This window comes from Pseudomonas sp. MWU13-2100 (assembly GCF_023242365.1).
GTDB lineage: Bacteria > Pseudomonadota > Gammaproteobacteria > Pseudomonadales > Pseudomonadaceae > Aquipseudomonas.
Genome location: NZ_JALLIX010000057.1, coordinates 1 through 18,334, shown reverse-complemented (window position 1 = coordinate 18,334; position 18,334 = coordinate 1). Strand labels below are relative to the sequence as shown.

Genomic DNA, 18,334 nt, shown 5'->3' with positions numbered 1-18,334 from the left:
ACGACAGGAATCAATGCCATGACCATCAAAGCCATCAACGTTCGCAACCAGTTCAAGGGCACCATCAAGGAAATCGTCAGCGGCGACGTGCTCTCGGAAATCGACGTACAGACCGCTTCGGGGATCGTCACCTCGGTGATCACCACCCGTTCGGTGAAAGAACTGGAACTGCAGATCGGCAGTGAAGTGATCGCCTTTGTGAAATCCACCGAGGTGTCCATCGCCAAGCTGTAAGCGATGGAAACCTATGGCCCCGAAGGGTTAGGCCCTTCGGGGTTTTCTTTTTTGGGGAGAGGGACAGATGAAATCGATGTCAACGCACCGCAACCGCGGAATACACACAAGGGAGTGTTCCAAGCCTGAACCGAGGACTATTCCCTTTCCCTTGCGTGAACTTTCCTAGAAAATCCTTTCGGCTTGCTCCTGCCATTCTCGGGACCTAGGCTTGGACCTGTCACTGCAAAAACACAGTGATCGGGTTTGGTCACCCGTCGAATGTCAGGCGCACCAGCGCCACCACTGTCTCAGGCGCTTTTTTGTGTCTGTCGCTTTATGGTGGGCTGTGCGCGGGGCGCCTTCGGGTGCGCCGGGTGCCTGACATCCCGGTTGACCAACCTGCGTACGGCCTGCCACCTCTCGTTTGGTCACGAAGGTGATGGGTTCTCAACCATGTCAGGAGAATCACCATGTTCAAAGTCACGCCCAACCCGCCAGCCCAATCGCTTGAGAAGAACGATCCCGCTTTCCAGGCTGCCGCCGAACGCGCCTTCGCTCACTATGAACTGCCACATCATCCTGTGCGCAAATCGCCCCTCCCGAACCCCGAAGACACCCTGAACAATCTCGACTCGATCCTGCGTTCGGCCGCCGCAACGGCGTATGAGTCCGCCGATCATCTGAGCGGCACACCTCGCCAACTGGCGATGGCCTCGGTGCATCTGATCGAGCTGGCGCAGAGCCAGGTGGATGACTTGCTCGCACAACGGCACTGACGCGCCGGACATGTCCTTGGGAGCTTGAGAGCGCCACGAAACCTGTGGGAGCTGGCTTGCCGGCGATAGCGGTGGTGAATGTGACGTTGCTATCGCTGGCATGCCAGCGCCTACGGGGGATCGCGTTTCAAGGCACCTGCAAAGGGGCTCTTGAGGCCGTCAAAAGCTTCGCGGGCAAGCTCCGCTCCCACAATGTCCGAGTTGTCCGCAAATTTTGTGGATGACCCCGGACCTGTGGATCGCGTTTCAATGCATCTGCAAAGGGGCTCTTGAGGCCGTCAAAAGCTTCGCGGGCAAGCTCCGCTCCCACAATGTCCGAATTGTCCGCAAATTTTGTGGATGACCCCGGACCTGTGGATCGCGTTTCAATGCATCTGCAAAGGGGCTCTTGAGGCCGTCAAAAGCTTCGCGGGCAAGCTCCGCTCCCACAATGTCCGAGTTGTCCGCAAATTTTGTGGATGACCCCGGACCTGTGGGAGCGGAGCCTGTCGGGACGCCGCACCGCCGCGAAGACGTCAGAACAAGCGCCGCAAAATCAGATCTTGCGCCACACGCTCGCCAGCCAAGGCTGTTGCTCTCGCGGCAGGCCAGCAGGGCGATAGTAGTGCTCCAATTCGACAAATCCCGCCGCTGTCAGCAGCTCCCGCCAGGCCTCCAGGTCATGGTACGAGCCATAACGCTCGCCGTTCCAACCTTCCTGGTTTTCCCCACGCGGGTTGGAACTGAACAGCACACCGCCGGGTTTCAAGGCACCGTGCAATTGCCCCAGCACCCGCGGCAACTCCTGACGCGGGATATGGAACAACACCGCGTTGGCGAAGATCCCGTCGAAACGCTCGGACGGCAAATCGAGTTCAAGGAAGTTCTGTTGCAGCACCTCGCAACCACTGTCCTCGCGGGCCATCTGCGCAAAACGCTCGGAGCCGTCGAGGCCGACCACGATATGACCCATGCGGGTGAAGGTCTGCAAATCCCGTCCGGGACCACAGCCAAAATCCAGCACGGTAAACGGCGCCGCCCCCTGGATATGCCGCAACAACGCGTCGATGTTCTGGCTCACATCGTGGTCGCGGGTGCCTTCACGAAAGCTTTCGGCACTGCGGTTGTAATGACCAAGGGTGGTGGAAGCAATCTGTTCGAGGTCGTTGGGGCCGAGGGTTTTCATTGAAGTCTGCGCGGGCTGGGGGCGGATGTTCCGAATATACCATCCTGGCTATTTCTGTGGTGCCTGTCAGGCCGCCTTCGCGGGCAAGCTCCGCTCCCACTGGGGGTTGTGGCCGTACCTGATTTTTGTGTAAGACCGAAAATCCCTGTGGGAGCGGAGCTTGCCCGCGAAGACGGCGGAACAGGCACAGCAGCATCAAAGGGTGACTCCGGTTCTCAGGACCGGCGATAACCCGCCCCGGCATGTTGCTGTGGCAGATGCGCCTCACCGCGAAACAGCTTTTCGCGCAAAGTCCCCTGGTCATAGGCCGTCTTGTACGACCCACGCCGCTGCAACTGCGGAATCACCAGCTCGATAAAATCCACATAGCTTTCCGGAGTGACGATGCGCGTCAGGTTGAAGCCGTCCAGCCCGGTTTCGGCGATCCACGATTCCAGCTCATCAGCCACCTGCTCGACCGAGCCGACCACAGTGAAATAGCGCCCGCCCAAAGCGTGCTGCTCCAGCAATTTGCGCCGGGTCCAGTCATTGTTCTGCAAGTTTTTGCTCGCCGACTGGATCGCATTGCTCTTTACGTACTGGATCGGCTCATCCAGTTCGTACTCGGCAAAATCGATCGCGGTGGACGCGGAAAAATGCGCCACCCCAGCCTCCGCGCTGGCATAGCCCAGGTACTCGGCATGCTTGGCCCAGGCTGCCTCTTCGGTCTCACCGACAATCACGTTCAAACCCATGAACACCTTGATGCCCTCAGCATCACGTCCCGCCGCCACCGCACTGGCCCGCACCTTGTCCACCTGGAGCTTGGTCGCGGCCTTGTTCTGCCCGCTGATAAACACGCACTCGGCATGCCGCCCGGCGAACGCCAGGCCACGCTCGGAACTGCCGGCCTGGAACAGCACCGGCGTGCGTTGCGGCGACGGCTCGCAGAGGTGATAACCCTCCACCTGATAGAACTCGCCGACGTGATTTACCTTGTGCACTTTCTCCGGCTGGGCGTAGATCCGCCGGGCCGGATCGTTGAGCACCGCGTCGTTTTCCCAGCTGCCTTCCCAGAGCTTGTAGAGCACCTCCAGGTACTCGTCGGCCTGGTCGTAGCGGCGGTCATGCTCGACCTGCTCCTTGAGGCCCATGGCCCGGGCGGCGCTGTCGAGATAACCGGTGACGATGTTCCAGCCGACCCGCCCACGGCTCAGGTGGTCGAGCGTCGACATCCGCCGGGCGAACAGGTACGGCGCCTCGTAGGTGAGGTTGACGGTCAGGCCGAAACCGAGGTTTTTCGTCACCGCGGCCATCGCCGAAACCAGCAGCAGCGGATCGTTGACCGGCAATTGGATCGACTCCCGCAGCGGCACCTCCACCGAGCCCTGGTAGACGTCGTAGACCCCGACGATATCGGCGATAAACAGACCGTCGAACAAACCGCGCTCGAGCAACCGCGCCAGCTCGGTCCAGTACTCCAGCGTCTTGTACTGGGTCGAGTTGTCCCGCGGATGGGTCCACAAGCCGTGGTTGATATGCCCGATGCAGTTCATGTTGAAGGCATTGAGCAGGATCTTTTTCTTCGCCATCAGAGGGTCCCCCGCAGCGGCGGGTTTTGCGCGTTGAGGTAGTAATTGCCCACCGCGTGATATTTCCAGCGCACCGGGTCGTGCAGGGTGTGTACCCGCGCATTGCGCCAGTGACGGTCGAGCCCGTGCTCGGCCAGGGTCGCCTGGCTGCCGGCCAGTTCGAACAGGCTGCTGCCGGCGGCCAGGGAGATTTCGCTGCTGATGGCCCGCGCTTCGGCGACGGCAATCGAGGCCGCCGCCACGCTCTCGGCATTGGTCTCGGCCTGGGCCCGGTCGAGGTATTCGCCGGCCCGCTCCAGCAAGGCCTCGGCGGCGTGCAGGCGAATGCTCAGGTGGCCGACGCTCTTGAGGGTCAACGGATCTTCAGTGGCCTTGTCGCTGCCGGCATCGATCCAGGGACGCGTGCGGGTGCGGACAAAATGCAGGGTGTCTTCATAGGCGGCGTGGGCAATGCCGGTGTCGATGGCCGCATGGAGGATCTGCGCCAGCGGGCCGACCGGGGTCGGACGTTCGAAGGCCGTTTGAAAAGGGATCACGTCTTCGGCGGCGACATACACGTCCTCGAACACCACCGAACCGCTGCCGGTGGTGCGCTGGCCAAAACCGCTCCAGTCGTCGATCACGTTCAGGCCGATACTGTCACGCGGCACGAAAGCCAACTGCTGGACACCCTGCTCATCCACCACCGAGGTCGGAATGCGCTGGGCATACAAGGCTCCCGTGGCGTAGAACTTGCGGCCGTTGATGCGATAGCCGTCGCCGTCCCGACGCAGGCTGGTGACACGGTCGTGGGCGGTCTTGGTGCCCAGTTCGGCCAGGGCATTGCCGAAACGCCGACCGGCCAGAACTTCGGCATACAGGCGTTGTTTCTGCGCCTCGCTGCCGTTGACCCGCAGCACTTCCAGGGCATAGAAATGGTTCTGTGGAATCTGTCCCAGGGACGCATCGGCCTCGGCGATCAGTTGCGTGACCTTGGCCAGGGTCACGTTGGACACACCGGCACCGCCGTAGGCTTTCGGCACGCTGATGCCCCAGAGGCCGGAGCGGGAAAACACCTCCAGTTCCGCCAGTGGCAGACGCCGTTCGCGGTCGCGCAGGATGCTGTCGCGCTTGAAGTCTTCGGCCAGGTCGCTGGCCACGATCAGGGCTTGCTCGTCGCTGCTGATGACGGCGACGTGGTGAGAAATAGTCATGTGTTTCTCCAGAGGTCTGGTCGTCAAATCCAGGAATGCCGGGCCGGCAAACTGCCGTTCAGGTGATAGGCGCCCACGGCGTGATATTTCCAGCGCACCGGGTCGTGCAGGGTGTGTACCCGGGCGTTGCGCCAGTGCCGGTCGAGGTTGAATTCGGCCAGGGTGGCGCGGCTGCCGGCCAGCTCGAACAGCTTCTCGCTGGCGAGCAGGGCGATTTCGGTGGTGAGGACCTTGGCCTCGGCCACGGCAATCGAGGCCCGCGCAGCAGAGGCCGCATCCACCGGCCTGGCGCTGACCTGGTCAAGCACTTGCCCGGCCTTGCGCAACAGCGCCTCGGCGGCGTGCAGTTCGATTTTCAATTTGCCGATATCGGCAATCACGTAGAGATCGTCACTGGCGCGCTCGACCTTGGCATCGACCCAGGGCCGCGAACGTTCACGGACAAAGGCGATGCTGTCGTCGATGGCGCCACGGGCGATGCCCGCGTCGATGGCGGCCTGGATCAGTTGCGAGAACGCGCCCTGGATATTCGGCACCTCGCCCTGGCGCCAGTTGTCCACCACGTCTTGCGCTTCCACCCGCACCTGGTTCAGCAACACAGTGCCACTGGCGGTGGTGCGCTGGCCAAAACCCGACCAGTCGTCGACGATGCGCAAGCCCGGCGTACCACGCCGGACGAAGGCCATGACCTGGCGCCCTTCGTCGTTGATCGCCTTGACCGCCACCCAGTGGGCAAACAGGGCGCCGGTGGAATAGAACTTCTGGCCGCTGATGACAAACCCGTCACCGTCGGCAGTGATCCGGGTCTGGAGTTCCAGGGTGTTTTTTGTAGCGCGCTCAGGCCCCGCGTTGCCGATGCGCCAGCCTTCCAGCACGCTCTGGAACAGCTGCTTTTTCTGGCGTTCGGTGGCGGTGCCCAGCAGCAACTGAAGAATGCCGAACTGGTTCTGCGGAATCTGCCCGAGCGCCGGATCGGCGGCGGAAATGATCGCGAAAACCTCGACCACGGTGACAAATGAAACCTGCGGACCGCCGTACTCAAGGGGAATCGTGATGCTGCCCAGGCCGCTGCGGGTGAACTGCTCGATCTCGGCCCAGGGCAGCTTGCGCTGACGGTCGCGGCGCGCGGCCTGCAAACGAGCCGCCTCGGCCAGCTCACGGGCGGCCTGCAGCGCTTCGGCGTCGTTGCGCAGCACTCGCGCCGGCAGCAGCAGCGGGGCAATATCCAGGTCGCTCTGGACCTGTGCTTCATGCAAGTTAGACATCAACGCCACTCCGTGGCGTGCGCAATGCCCAGGCGATCCGCACAAGGGTGATTGTGTTCCTGACCATACCGTCCTCATCTCTCTTTGGAGGCGTCGCGAAAGCGCGACGCCAGCGAAATCAAATAAGTCCGGTGGTCCGGTACATATACCCTAAGCATGTATAAAAATTAAATAAACTAACTTTTTGGAATATACATAGAAGATCAGCCTCTCAGCCCCGGCAGGGCTGGACGAGTTTGCGGAAAACCGGGCGCGGGGCCCTGATGTAATGCCGGGCAGTGCCGACCCTGAGCCGCCGTGCCGGCGCCCAACGGGAGTTGTTGCCGACGCGGTCGATCACGCAGTAGGTCAGGTCCAGGCCACTGTCTTCACCGGCTTCCTGGATGACCGTCGGTGGCACGAAGACCCTGACCGGCTTGCCGATGTCCTCACCGGCGAGCTTGGGCAGGTCAAGGCGCACATCGCCCCAGAGCAGGGTGATTTCGTCTTCGGCGGCCATGTTCAAATAAGGCGCCAGGGTCAGCGGCACGCCCCGGCGCATCTGGCTGGGGTTGACCCCGTAGCGCTGGATCGGCGCGGGAATGATCAGCGGCGCCAACCCCTGGTTTTCTTCACCGAAGGGCTGACCACCCGGGCAAGCGAGCTTGACCGACACCTGCAACCGCCCCGAACAGACAGCGGCACTGCCCACCCGCAGGACCCGGTAGTGAACCCGCGCCACCCCGTCCAGCACAAAGCTCTCCGGCACCCGCAAACTCAGCGACTGGCCGACATCGCTCGCCGACACCTGCCGGGCCGTGACATAACAACCGTCCCAGAACAACTCGATCAGGTCGCCCTCATCCATGCCGACATAAGGCCGGATGACAATCGACAACTGCGCGGCGGCCAACAGGCCAATACCACGCCCATGGGCCTGGGGGACGACAGGCGGGGCCAGCCGCAGGGTTTCCTGAAAATGAGTCATGCAAAAATCCTTTTTGTAGGGTGACGAAAAGTCCAACGTGCAGGCGCGGGCCTGGGCCGCATGAACAACCGTTGTCCTTGAACCTCAATAGGCGTCCTTACCGTCGAACATTCTGGAAGGCGCACGCGCAGTCCGGCGAACAGTTGGCCGAAAGGTGCATACAGTCCTGATAACGTCGTGCAGGTTGTGAAGTGCAGCTAAGAGTTTTGCCGGGAAGGAGTCAAGCCATTAAGCGATCATGGCGGGGATCGCCCGGGAATTCGGAGACTTCCTACTTTCGCAGTCGTCAGTGTGAAAGAAGAAGCCGGGGAAAGGCGGTAGTAGAGAATTATAATCGGGCACGCGCTAAAACCACTGTTCAAAACCGTCGTACTCATTCCCTGAGTACGCTTTATTCAGTCAAGAAGTGTCCTACGTATTACCGAGAAACTTACTGAGAAACTGCCGGGTACGCTCTTCCTTGGGATTGGCAAACAACGCCTTGGCTTCACCTTGTTCGACGATCACGCCCTTGTCGAAAAAGATCACCCGATTGGCCACATCCCGGGCAAAGCTCATTTCGTGGGTGACGATGACCATGGTGCGTTTTTCTTCGGCCAAGCCACGAATGGTCGCCAGCACTTCACCCACCAGCTCCGGGTCGAGGGCCGAGGTCGGCTCGTCGAACAGGATCACCTGCGGCTCCATCGCCAGCGCCCGGGCAATCGCCACCCGTTGTTGCTGCCCCCCGGAAAGCCGGCGTGGATAGGCATCTTCCTTGCCCGCCAGGCCGACCTTGGCCAGCAGCTTGCGGCCCAGGACCAACGCCTGGTCACGCGGGGTCTTCTTGACCACCAGCGGGCCTTCGATGACGTTCTCCAGCGCCGTGCGGTGGGGGAACAGGTTGAAGTTCTGGAACACAAAGCCGACCTGCTGGCGCAGCTTGCGCACCAGGCCCAGCTGCTGATTCAGCGGACGGCTGCCATCGATTTCGATGTCGCCGACCTTGATCCGGCCGCTGGTGGGTTCCTCGAGGAAGTTCAGGCAACGCAGGAAGGTGGTCTTGCCGGAACCGCTGGGACCGATGATAGCGATCACCTCGCCGGCCTCGACTGTCAGGTCGATGCCGTTGAGCACGGTCTGCCCTTTGAATTGCTTGGTCAGTTTTTCAACCACAATCATGCTGTCAAGACTCCTGGTCATGCCGATTGACCCGCTCTTCCAGACGGTTCTGCAAGTGCGCGAGCAGGCTGGCAAGGACCCAGTAGATCAGGGCGGCGGCAAGATACATGGTGAAAATTTCAAAGGTCCGGGCAGTAATCAGCTGGGCCTGGCGGAACAGTTCCGGGACCTGGATGGTCGCGGCCAGCGCCGTGTCCTTGACCAGGGAAATGAAACTGTTGCCCAACGGCGGCAAAGCCGTGCGCGCGGCTTGCGGCAGGATCGCCCGGCGCAGGGTCTGCGCCCGTGACATGCCGATGCTCGCCGCCGCTTCCCACTGACCACGCTCGATGGAGCTGATGGCGGCCCGCAGGATTTCACAGGCGTAGGCCGCCATGTTCAGTGAGAAACCGATCAACGCGGCGGGCAGCGGGTCCAGCTCGATGCCCATCTGCGGCAGTCCGTAATAGATCACGAACAGCTGGACCAGCAGGGGTGTGCCGCGAAAGAACGACACATAGACCCTGGCAATCCAGCTCACCGTCTTGAAGCGCGAAAGGCGCATCAAGGCCAGGCCGAAGCCCAGCAGCAAACCGAAGAACATTCCACCCAGGCTGAGGATGACCGTGTAGTACGCGCCCTGGAGCAGAAAGGGCGCGGAGTCCAACGCAAGCTGAAAAGCTGCTTCCATTATTGAGTGACGTCAGCGTTGAAGTACTTTTCCGACAGCTTCTTCAAGGTGCCGTCGGCGCGCAGTTCGTCGATGGCCTTGTTCACCGCGGCCAGCAACTCGGGTTCGCCTTTGCGCAGGGCGATACCGGCTTCCTGGCGGGAGAACGGCTCACCGGAGACGACCAGGGTGTCATTGGTTTTCTTGATCAGTTCGAAGGCCGCCAGGCGGTCCACCAGAATCGCGTCGATACGGCCTACACGCAGGTCCTGATACTTGGTCGGATCATCGTCGTAGGTCTTGATAACGGCTTTCGGCACATTGTCCTTGAGCCATTGTTCATAGTTGGTGCCCAGGCCGACACCGACCTTGTGGCCCGCCAGATCCTGGGCGGTCTTGAACTTGTCGGCGTCCTTCTTCTGCACCAGGGCCTGGATACCGGAAACGGTATAAGGCTCGGAGAAGTCATACTTCTTCTTGCGCTCTTCGGAGATGGTCACCTGGTTGATTACCGCGTCCAGGCGCTTGGACTCCAGGGCGGCGAGAATCCCGTCCCACTTGGTCGGTTGCAGCTTGACCTTCACCCCGAGCTTTTTCGCCAGGGCTTCGGAGAATTCGACTTCGAAGCCGGCCAGCTTGCCGTCGGCACCGACGAAGCTGAACGGCGGGTAGGTGCCTTCCAGGCCGACGTTGATGACGCCGGCCTTCTTGATGTTGTCCAGTTGCTCACCGGCAAAGGCCTGGCCGAGCATGCCGGCACCGAGTACCAACCCCAGGCTGCCGACCAGCAGACGCTTGCGAAATGCGGAAATATTCATGACGAGCCCCGTGTGTGTTCTTATGGGTGGGAACGCGAATCTGACGCGCTGAAGAGCAGCGTCAATCCTGCCTTAAAGCGGCGCTGGCGTCTCGCGCCAAATCGCCTGCGCCGCGACTATAGCGAGCGTTTAATATTCTATAAAATAATAAAAAACTATTTGTATATTCTATTTTATTACCTGCTGACACCCCAATTGATGTCGTGCCCCCCTTGGCCCCCTGTAGGAGCTGGCTTGTCGGGACGCCGCATCGCAGCGATGAGGCCCGCAAGCCTTGCCGCGATCATCCGGCCGTCATCGCCGGTATGCCGGGCTCCCACAGCTCGGATTACAGCATTGCATTGTAGGCGAACAACGCCGGCGCCCCGCCGGTGTGCAGGAAGATGATCGGACCATCTTCGAAACGCTGGCGGCCGATGCCGTCGAGCAGCCCGGCCATGGCCTTGCCGGTGTAGACCGGGTCGAGCAGGATGCCTTCCTGGCTGGCCAGCAGCTTGACCGCCGCCAGGGTCCCGGCGTTCGGCTCGCCATAACGGGGCGCGAAATACTCGTCCCAGAGCTCGACCTTGAAGCTGGCCGGCAGCGACACACCCAGCAACTCGGCCGTGCGCTCGGCCAGACCCTGCACCTTCGGCCGCTGCGCCTCGTCGCTACGGGACACCGTCACGCCGACCACTGGCAAGCCCGGCAGTGCTTCGCTCAAGGCCAGCCCCAGGCCGCTGTGGGTCCCGGCACTACCGGAAGCCAGCACCACCGCGGCAAATTCCAGCCCACTGTCTTCGATCTGCGCCGCCAGCTCGAAGCCGGCCCGCACATAACCCAGCGCACCCAGGGCATTGGAGCCGCCGATCGGCACCAGATAGGGCTTCTTGCCGTTGCTGCGCAGGCGCTCGGCCAGGGCCTGCAACTGCTCGTCGGCGTTGTCCAGGTTATCCACCAGCTCGACCCGGGCGTCGAACAGATCGAGCAACAGGCGGTTGCCATTGCCCAGGTAGTTGGCGTCCGTGGTGCCGATGGGGTTTTCCAGCAAGGCCACGCAACCCAACCCGAGACGGGCCGCCAGGGCCGCGGTCTGGCGCACATGGTTGGACTGGATGGCGCCAGCGGTGATCAGCGTATCAGCGCCGACCGCCAGGGCATCGGCGCCCAGGTATTCCAGCTTGCGCAGCTTGTTGCCACCCAGGGCCAGGGGCGTCAGGTCATCACGCTTGATGTAGATATCACGGCCGACCCACGCCGACAGACGTTCGAGCTTTTCCAGAGGCGTGGCCTGGGCCAGGAGTTCCAGACGGTTAAAACGGGCAAGCTGTTGTTTGATCATGGGGTCCGAGCTGACTGTAGGAGATGCCAGGACTATAGGCAGCGACTTTTCCCCAGGCAACTGTCATTCACTTATGCCGGAAAGTTCTGAGGAAAGCACCATTCGTTCTTAATTACCGTTTGTGTCGGTGCCGTAAAGTGGAAGTCATTCAGACGACCCGATGAGCCGGTCGTCCCGTCGGAGATTTGATCGTGAGCGAACGTTCCAGCCATTGGCAACTACAGACCATCGTCGACCAGTTGCGCAGCGCCCGGGATGAGTGGCGTAGCCGTAATGGCCGGGTCAGCGATGAACAGGGCGGCCGCGAGCTGCCGTCGCGCCAGGCCATGGCCGAGATACTCGAATCACTCTGCGGCGCGCTGTTTCCCATGCGCCTGGGGCCGGTGGACCTGCGTGAGGAAAGCGAGGACTTCTACGTCGGCCACACCCTCGACGCGGCCCTCAATGCCCTGCTCGTCCAGGCCCGCCTGGAGCTGCGTTACGTGGCGCGGCACGGTGGCGAGTCGGACAGCGAGGTCCAGGCCAAGGCGGTGCAACTGATCCAGGACTTCGCCATGGCCCTGCCGGCCTTGCGCCGACTGCTCGATACCGACGTCCTCGCGGCCTACCACGGCGACCCGGCGGCACGCAGTGTCGATGAAGTGCTGCTGTGCTACCCGGGGATTCTCGCGGTGATCCATCATCGCCTGGCCCATCACCTGTATCGGGCTGGATTGCCCTTGCTCGCGCGGATCAGCTCGGAAATCGCCCACTCGGCCACCGGCATCGATATTCACCCCGGGGCGCAGATCGGCGGCAGTTTCTTTATCGACCATGGTACCGGCGTGGTGATCGGCGAGACCGCGATCATCGGCGAGCGGGTGCGCATCTACCAGGCGGTGACCCTGGGCGCCAAGCGCTTCCCGGCGGACGAGGACGGGCAGTTGCAGAAGGGCCATCCGCGTCACCCGATTGTCGAGGACGACGTAGTGATCTATGCCGGGGCGACCATCCTCGGGCGGATTACCATCGGCCGCGGCGCCACCATCGGCGGCAATGTCTGGCTGACCCGCAGCGTGCCGGCGGGGTGCAACCTGACCCAGGCCAACCTGCAGCAGCATGAGGATGGGACGCAGCGCTGAGGTCAGAAACGACCTTGTCGTCTGTCAGACCGTCTTCGCGGGCAAGCTCCGCTCCCACAAGGCTCTCGGCCGTACACAAAATCTGGCACCACTCGGACAGTGTGGGAGCGGAGCTTGCCCGCGAAGAGGCCGGAACGATCACCCCATACCCGGCGTCATACCCCTGCCAAAAGCTCACGCAAGAAAAGCACCACCGAGCCCCGCGATTAGTCCTGAAGCCTCATCCGTGTTTAACTTGACCGTTCGTTCAAGTTAAATCGGCGGTTCGCCGCCCGCTCACAACAGGAGGCTTGCCTTTGCTGAGTCCGAGATGTCCAGCCACGTTTCTCCCCCTTGAGGTGCCCGCTTCATGAGCACTTCACCTCTCTCCACCCATAGCCCGATCCGCATGAACCCGCCGGTGTTCTACTTCGCCGCCAGCTTCATCCTGCTGTTCGGCCTGGTGGTCATGGCCCTGCCCGAAGCCGCCGGCCGATGGCTGCTGGCGGCGCAAAACTGGGCGGCCAATACGGTCGGCTGGTACTACATGCTGGCGATGACCCTGTACCTGGTCTTCGTGGTGGTCACCGCCTTGTCCGGCTACGGCAAGATCAAGCTCGGTGCCGACCACGACGAACCCGAGTTCAGCTACCTGTCCTGGGCCGGCATGCTGTTCGCCGCCGGGATCAGCATCACCCTGTTCTTCTTCTGCGTCTCCGAACCCCTGACCCACCTGCTGCAACCGCCCCAGGGTGAAGCCGGGACCCAGGCCGCCGCGCGCCAGGCCATGCAGATCCTGTTTCTGCACTGGGGCCTGCACGGCTGGGGCGTGTTCGCCTTCGTCGGCATGGCCCTGGCCTACTTCGCCTACCGGCATAACCTGCCGCTGGCCCTGCGCTCGGCGCTCTACCCGCTGATCGGCAAGCGCATCAATGGTCCCATCGGTTATGCCGTGGACGGCTTCGGCATTATCGCCACGGTGTTCGGCCTCGGCGCCGACATGGGCTTTGGCGTGCTGCACCTCAACTCGGGCCTGGACTACCTGTTCAACGTGCCCCACACCCAGTGGATCCAGGTCGGGCTGATCACCCTGATGATGGGCGCGGCCATCGCCGTCGCGGTCGCCGGTGTCGACAAGGGTGTACGGGTGATGTCCGACATCAACATGCTGCTGGCCTGCGCGCTGCTGCTGTTCGTGCTGTTCGCCGGGCCCACCCAGCACCTGCTCAACACCCTGATCCAGAACATCGGCGACTACCTCGGGGCGCTGCCGACCAAGAGTTTCGATCTCTACGCCTACGACAAGCCCAGCGACTGGCTGGGCGGCTGGACGGTGTTCTACTGGGCCTGGTGGATTGCCTGGTCGCCGTTCGTGGGCCTGTTTATCGCGCGAATTTCCCGCGGACGGACCATTCGCGAGTTCGTCTTCGGCGTGCTGCTGATTCCGCTGGGCTTCACCCTGGCGTGGATGTCGATCTTCGGCAACAGCGCCATCGACCTGGTGCTCAACCACGGCATGAGCGCCCTCGGCCAATCAGCCATCGACGACCCGTCGCGGACCCTGTACCTGTTGCTGGAAACCTATCCCTGGAGCAGGAGCGTGATTGCGATCACGGTGTTTATCAGCTTTGTGTTCTTCGTCACCTCGGCCGACTCCGGCACCGTGGTGCTCTCGACACTCTCCGCCCGTGGCGGCAGCGCCGACGAAGACGGGCCGAAATGGCTGCGGGTGTTCTGGGGCGCGATGACCGCGCTGATCACCAGCGCGCTGCTGTTCTCCGGCAGCATCGATGCGCTGAAATCGGCGGTGGTGCTGACCTCGCTGCCGTTTTCGCTGATCCTGCTGCTGATGATGTGGGGACTGCACAAGGCGTTCTACCTCGAATCACAGAAGCAGATCGCCCAGTTGCACTCCCTCGCGCCGCTGTCCAGCTCACGACGTAGCGGCTGGCGCCAGCGCCTGAGCCAGGCGGTGCACTTTCCCTCGCGGGACGAGGTGTATCGCTTCCTCGACCAGACGGTGCGTCCGGCCATCGAGGACGTCAGTGCCGGGTTTGTCGAGAAGGGCCTGAACGTGGTCACGCAACCGGACCCGGCCAATGACAGCGTCAGCCTGGAAATCGGCCATGGCGACCAGCATCCGTTCATCTACCAGGTGCAGATGCGCGGCTACTTCACGCCGTCCTTCGCCCGTGGCGGCATGGGCCCCAAGGAACTGCGCAACCGCCGCTACTACCGCGCCGAAGTGCACCTGCGCGAAGGCAGCCAGGACTATGACCTGATGGGCTACAGCAAGGAGCAGATCAGCAACGACATCCTCGACCAGTACGAACGGCATATGCAGTTCCTGCATCTGGTGCGTTGAGACACCGCGTCAGGCCTTGTCCAGCACCATGAACAAGGCCATGGCGATGGCCGGCAGGCCGAACACCGCCAGTCCGGTCATCAACTCCGACAGAAGGTTCTGGTGGGCGGTGATCACGCCGATGGCGCCGTTGACGATGGTCGCCAGCAGCCACATGCCGATAAAACCGGGGCCGAGGATCTGTCGGCTGATGCCCAGGCGCTGACCGAAGAACAGCGTGCCGCCGAGCAGGATCAGGCCGATGGCGAGGATGATGGCGGTGTGCATGGGGTGTCCTCCGGGAGCTGTGTTGTCTGTTATGCCGTCTTCGCGGCGGTGCGGCGGTCCGACAAGCTCCGCTCCCACAGGTTCCGAGTCGTGTCCAAACCTGGCGTACGACAGAAAACTTGTGGGAGCGGAGCTTGCCCGCGAAAGCCATTTTGAACGCCACACATGACTTAATTCAGACGCTCATCCCTTACTAACACTGTAGATCGAAACCTACGCCCTCACTGGCCACCAACCCGCAACAAATCCTCCAACCCGATCCGCCGAAACATCTTCGCGCACACCCGATCGGCCATGACATTGACCACTTCCGCGCCATCCTGGGACGGGTCGATATGGCAACGGAACGGACGACAGCCGTGGGGCATATCGACAATCGCCCGGGCCGCCTCAGCGACATCCGCATCCGCCGGATCCAACGCCGCAAGGCCTTGCAGTGCCTGATGCATCACTCCGATGTAGGGTCCCGTCGGTGTATTCAAGCGCACGCGCCTGACCGCCCGCGAACCGGGCGATCATTCAGAGGGGGATGCGCTGATCAGACCAGGCCACCATTGGCCCGCAGGATCTGGCCGTTGACCCAGGCGGCAGCCGGGCTGACCAGGAAGGACACCACGCTGGCGATATCTTCAGGCTGACCGAGACGCTCCAGCGGCGGCATCTTGGCGAAGGTCTGGATCTGCTCTTCGCTCTTGCCGTGGAGGAACAGTTCAGTCGCCACCGGACCCGGGGCCACCGCGTTGACGGTGATCTGGCGACCTCGCAGCTCCTTGGCAAACACGTGGGTCAAGGACTCCACCGCCGCCTTGCTGGCGATATACACCGCGTAACCCGGCAGGTTCAGGCCCACGGTACTGCTGGAGAAGTTGACGATACGGCCACCGTCGTTCATCCGCGTCGCGGCCTCGCGCAGGGTGTTGAAGGTGCCACGGGTGTTGATGGCGAAGGTCTGCTCGAACAGTTCGTCGCTGTGCTGGGCCAGGGGCAGGACCTTGAGAATCCCGGCGTTGTTGACCAGCACGTCGACCTTGCCCAGTTGCTGCTCGGTTTCATCGAACAGGCGGGCAACGTCGGCGGAGCTGGCGACATCGGCCTTGATCGCTATGGCCTGGTGACCGGCCTGACGCAGTTCCACCACGAGAGCTGAAGCCTCATTGGCGCTGCTGACGTAGTTGATGGCGACGGCAAAACCCTCCGCGGCCAGCTTACGGGCGATAACGGCGCCGATGCCGCGTGAAGCGCCGGTGACAATGGCAACTTTGCGGGTCTGGGTAGTCATGTCGAATCTCCTGGGGTATGGGTTGGGTGTGGAGCCAATTTCACATGTTTACCCATGGCGATAAATGCTCGATAGTTGGCCTTACTGTTCAATAATCACCAACAATCGATCACAGCGGAGCGCCCATGGACCAAGTCAAGGCCATGAAGGTTTTTGTCCGGATCTACGAGCGCAGCAGCTTCACCCTGGCCGCCGAGGACCTGAACCTGCCTCGCGCAACCCTGACCCATACACTGAATCAGTTCGAGGCCTGGCTTGGCACCCGGCTGTTGCAGCGTAGTACGCGCCGCGTCCGCCCGACCCTGGACGGCGAGGCCTATTACCGACGTTGCGTACAGTTGCTGGCGGAGCTGGAAGAGGCCGAACTGGCGTTTCGTTCAGTGGCGCCCAAGGGGCGCCTGCGGGTGGACTTGCAGGGGACGCTGGCCAGGTACTTCGTGGTCCCGGCGCTGCCGGAGCTTCTCGATCGTTATCCGGATATCGAGGTCTCGATGAGCGAAGCCAGCCACTTTATCGACCTGATCGCCGAGGGTGTGGACTGCGTGCTGCGTTCGGGCAATCTCGGCGACTCATCGCTGGTCGGCCGGCGCGTCGCCAACCTGCGCCAGGTGACCTGTGCCAGCCCGGCGTACCTGCGCAAATACGGCGAACCACGGAGTCTCGCCGACCTGAGCCGGCACCAGGGCGTGAACTACGTTTCCAGGAGCACCGGCAAGTTGTTCCCGTTCGAGTTCACCGAGGCCGGCGAGCGGCGCGAGGTGCCCCTGGCGGGCCGGGTGTCGGTGTTCGGCGCCGAGATCTACGCCGCCTCGGCGGTTGCCGGGCTGGGCCTGATCCAGGTGCCGCATTACCGGGTGGCGGAACAGATCGGCCAGGGCCTGCTCAAGGAGGTCCTGCCGGACTATCCACCCCCACCAATGCCGGTGTCGGTGCTCTACCCGCAGAACCGGCATATGTCGCCACGGGTGCGGGTGTTCGTCGACTGGATCAGCGAGGTCTTCGCCAAGGCAACCTAGGGACATGAAAGGTTTCAGCAATGGATAGAACCGCTGTCGGCGGTGGTCTGAGTTCGGCGTATGCTGGACAACTTCGCTGAAACTGCCCACCGAGAGAGGATTCGATGACTTACCAAGCTGCCGAAAACCGCTACGACTCCATTCCCTACCGCCGCGTCGGACGCAGCGGGCTGGTGCTACCCGCGCTGTCCCTGGGACTGTGGCACAACTTCGGCGACAGCACGCCGATCGACACCCAGCGCGCCCTGTTGCGCACTGCCTTCGACCTGGGTATCAACCACTTCGACCTGGCGAACAACTACGGCCCGCCCTACGGCAGCGCCGAAATCAACTTCGGCCGTCTGCTGCGCGAAGACTTCAAGCAGTACCGCGACGAGCTGATCATTTCCAGCAAAGCCGGCTGGGACATGTGGCCCGGTCCTTACGGCCAGGGCGGCGGTTCACGCAAATACGTGCTCGCCAGCCTCGACCAGAGCCTGCAACGCCTGGGCCTGGACTATGTGGATATCTTCTATTCGCACCGCTTCGACCCGGACACCCCGCTGGAAGAAACCGCCAGCGCCCTGGCCAGCGCCGTGCAGCAGGGCAAGGCGCTGTATATCGGGATTTCGTCGTATTCCGGGGTGAAAACCCGCGAGATCGCCGCGCTGCTCAAGGAATGGAAGGTTCCGCTGTTGATTCACCAGCCGGCCTACAACCTGCTCAATCGCTGGGTGGAAAAGGACCTGCTGGACACCGTCGAAGAGCTGGGTAGTGGGGTGATTGCCTTTACCCCGTTGGCCCAGGGTCTGTTGACCGACAAATACCTCAACGGCGTGCCGAAGGATGCACGGGTCAATCGTCCGGGCGGCGGTTCGTTGCAGGCGTCGCACTTGTCCGAGGCGAATATCGTCCATGTGCGGGGGTTGAATGAGATCGCCCGGCGCCGTGGCCAGAGCCTGGCGCAATTGGCGCTGGCCTGGACGTTACGCGACCCACGGGTGACCTCGGCCTTGATCGGCGCGAGCCGGCCGGAGCAGATCATCGAGAACGTCGGCGCACTGAAGAACCTCAGTTTCACTCAGGAAGAGCTGGCGGAAATTGATCGTTTTGCCCAGGAAGGCGGGATCAATCTGTGGGAGAAGCCGTCGACGGCGGAGTGATGCCTGCGTTGAGTCAATACCTGTAGGGAGCGGCTGCCGGCGATGGCGGCCAGACCGACAACA

Annotated in this window: 18 protein-coding genes; 6 read left to right on the top strand and 12 right to left on the bottom strand. The window is 62.2% G+C overall.

Translation table 11 applies throughout. The features are described from left to right. Positions 1-18: 18 nt before the first annotated feature. Together M5B99_RS27075 and M5B99_RS27070 are read left to right on the top strand one after the other, a co-directional pair. Positions 19-234: a TOBE domain-containing protein gene (locus M5B99_RS27075; protein ID WP_248797965.1), complete on the top strand. Its 216-nt coding sequence runs from the start codon at positions 19-21 to the stop codon at positions 232-234. Between the two features lie 452 nt (positions 235-686). Further along, a complete protein-coding gene (locus tag M5B99_RS27070) occupies positions 687-992 on the top strand; it encodes a DUF6124 family protein (protein WP_248797964.1) in 306 nt (101 codons plus the stop codon). A 535-nt stretch (positions 993-1,527) separates the two neighbouring features. On the opposite strand, the gene M5B99_RS27065 is transcribed toward M5B99_RS27070, so the two are convergent. The 9 genes from M5B99_RS27065 to M5B99_RS27025 all read right to left on the bottom strand — a co-directional run bounded on the left by M5B99_RS27065 (position 1,528) and on the right by M5B99_RS27025 (position 11,102). Next, positions 1,528-2,157 (bottom strand): class I SAM-dependent methyltransferase, encoded by a 630-nt coding sequence (locus M5B99_RS27065; RefSeq protein WP_248806929.1) that lies wholly within the window; start codon positions 2,155-2,157, stop codon positions 1,528-1,530. A gap of 215 nt (positions 2,158-2,372) precedes the next feature. After that, complete coding sequence (locus M5B99_RS27060; RefSeq protein WP_248806928.1) at positions 2,373-3,728, bottom strand: LLM class flavin-dependent oxidoreductase; 1,356 nt, start codon at positions 3,726-3,728, stop codon at positions 2,373-2,375. Further along, positions 3,728-4,921, bottom strand: a complete 1,194-nt coding sequence (locus M5B99_RS27055) for an SfnB family sulfur acquisition oxidoreductase (protein WP_248806927.1) — start codon at positions 4,919-4,921, stop codon at positions 3,728-3,730. The genes M5B99_RS27060 and M5B99_RS27055 overlap by 1 nt, the downstream gene beginning before the upstream one ends. Positions 4,922-4,944: 23 nt before the next feature. Then, on the bottom strand, positions 4,945-6,186 hold the full coding sequence (locus tag M5B99_RS27050) for an SfnB family sulfur acquisition oxidoreductase (protein WP_248806926.1): 1,242 nt from the start codon (positions 6,184-6,186) through the stop codon (positions 4,945-4,947). 211 nt (positions 6,187-6,397) lie between these two features. Beyond that, positions 6,398-7,153: a hypothetical protein gene (locus M5B99_RS27045; protein WP_248806925.1), complete on the bottom strand. Its 756-nt coding sequence runs from the start codon at positions 7,151-7,153 to the stop codon at positions 6,398-6,400. A gap of 411 nt (positions 7,154-7,564) precedes the next feature. Then, positions 7,565-8,314 (bottom strand): L-cystine ABC transporter ATP-binding protein TcyN, encoded by a 750-nt coding sequence (gene tcyN, locus M5B99_RS27040; protein ID WP_248806924.1) that lies wholly within the window; start codon positions 8,312-8,314, stop codon positions 7,565-7,567. 4 nt (positions 8,315-8,318) lie between these two features. Further along, positions 8,319-8,984: a cystine ABC transporter permease gene (gene tcyL / locus M5B99_RS27035; RefSeq protein ID WP_103498504.1), complete on the bottom strand. Its 666-nt coding sequence runs from the start codon at positions 8,982-8,984 to the stop codon at positions 8,319-8,321. After that, positions 8,984-9,781, bottom strand: a complete 798-nt coding sequence (gene tcyJ, locus M5B99_RS27030; protein WP_248806923.1) for a cystine ABC transporter substrate-binding protein — start codon at positions 9,779-9,781, stop codon at positions 8,984-8,986. The genes tcyL and tcyJ overlap by 1 nt, the downstream gene beginning before the upstream one ends. 328 nt (positions 9,782-10,109) lie before the next feature. Further along, complete coding sequence (locus M5B99_RS27025) at positions 10,110-11,102, bottom strand: D-cysteine desulfhydrase (RefSeq protein ID WP_248806922.1); 993 nt, start codon at positions 11,100-11,102, stop codon at positions 10,110-10,112. Between the two features lie 191 nt (positions 11,103-11,293). On the opposite strand from M5B99_RS27025, the gene epsC reads away from it, so the two are divergent. After that, positions 11,294-12,223 carry a serine O-acetyltransferase EpsC gene (gene epsC / locus M5B99_RS27020; RefSeq protein WP_248806921.1) on the top strand — a complete coding sequence of 310 codons (930 nt, stop codon included), beginning with the start codon at positions 11,294-11,296 and terminating at the stop codon, positions 12,221-12,223. A gap of 388 nt (positions 12,224-12,611) precedes the next feature. After that, the gene (betT, locus tag M5B99_RS27015; protein WP_248806942.1) at positions 12,612-14,567 is read left to right on the top strand and encodes a choline transporter BetT; all 1,956 of its coding nucleotides are present in this window, start codon (positions 12,612-12,614) and stop codon (positions 14,565-14,567) included. Between the two features lie 9 nt (positions 14,568-14,576). Here betT and M5B99_RS27010 read toward each other — a convergent pair whose 3' ends face one another. From M5B99_RS27010 to M5B99_RS27000, 3 genes are all read right to left on the bottom strand, one after another. Further along, positions 14,577-14,834 (bottom strand): hypothetical protein, encoded by a 258-nt coding sequence (locus M5B99_RS27010; RefSeq protein ID WP_248806920.1) that lies wholly within the window; start codon positions 14,832-14,834, stop codon positions 14,577-14,579. A 221-nt stretch (positions 14,835-15,055) separates the two neighbouring features. Next, entirely contained in the window at positions 15,056-15,316 is a 261-nt protein-coding gene (locus M5B99_RS27005; RefSeq protein ID WP_248806919.1) for a hypothetical protein, read from the bottom strand. 56 nt (positions 15,317-15,372) lie between these two features. Next, a complete protein-coding gene (locus M5B99_RS27000) occupies positions 15,373-16,113 on the bottom strand; it encodes an SDR family oxidoreductase (protein WP_248806918.1) in 741 nt (246 codons plus the stop codon). Positions 16,114-16,238: 125 nt separating this feature from the next. Here M5B99_RS27000 and M5B99_RS26995 point away from each other — a divergent pair, with 125 nt between their 5' ends. Both M5B99_RS26995 and mgrA read left to right on the top strand, forming a co-directional pair. Then, positions 16,239-17,129, top strand: a complete 891-nt coding sequence (locus M5B99_RS26995) for a LysR family transcriptional regulator (RefSeq protein WP_248806917.1) — start codon at positions 16,239-16,241, stop codon at positions 17,127-17,129. Positions 17,130-17,233: 104 nt separating this feature from the next. Next, positions 17,234-18,271 (top strand): L-glyceraldehyde 3-phosphate reductase, encoded by a 1,038-nt coding sequence (gene mgrA, locus M5B99_RS26990; protein WP_248806916.1) that lies wholly within the window; start codon positions 17,234-17,236, stop codon positions 18,269-18,271. Positions 18,272-18,334: the final 63 nt, after the last annotated feature.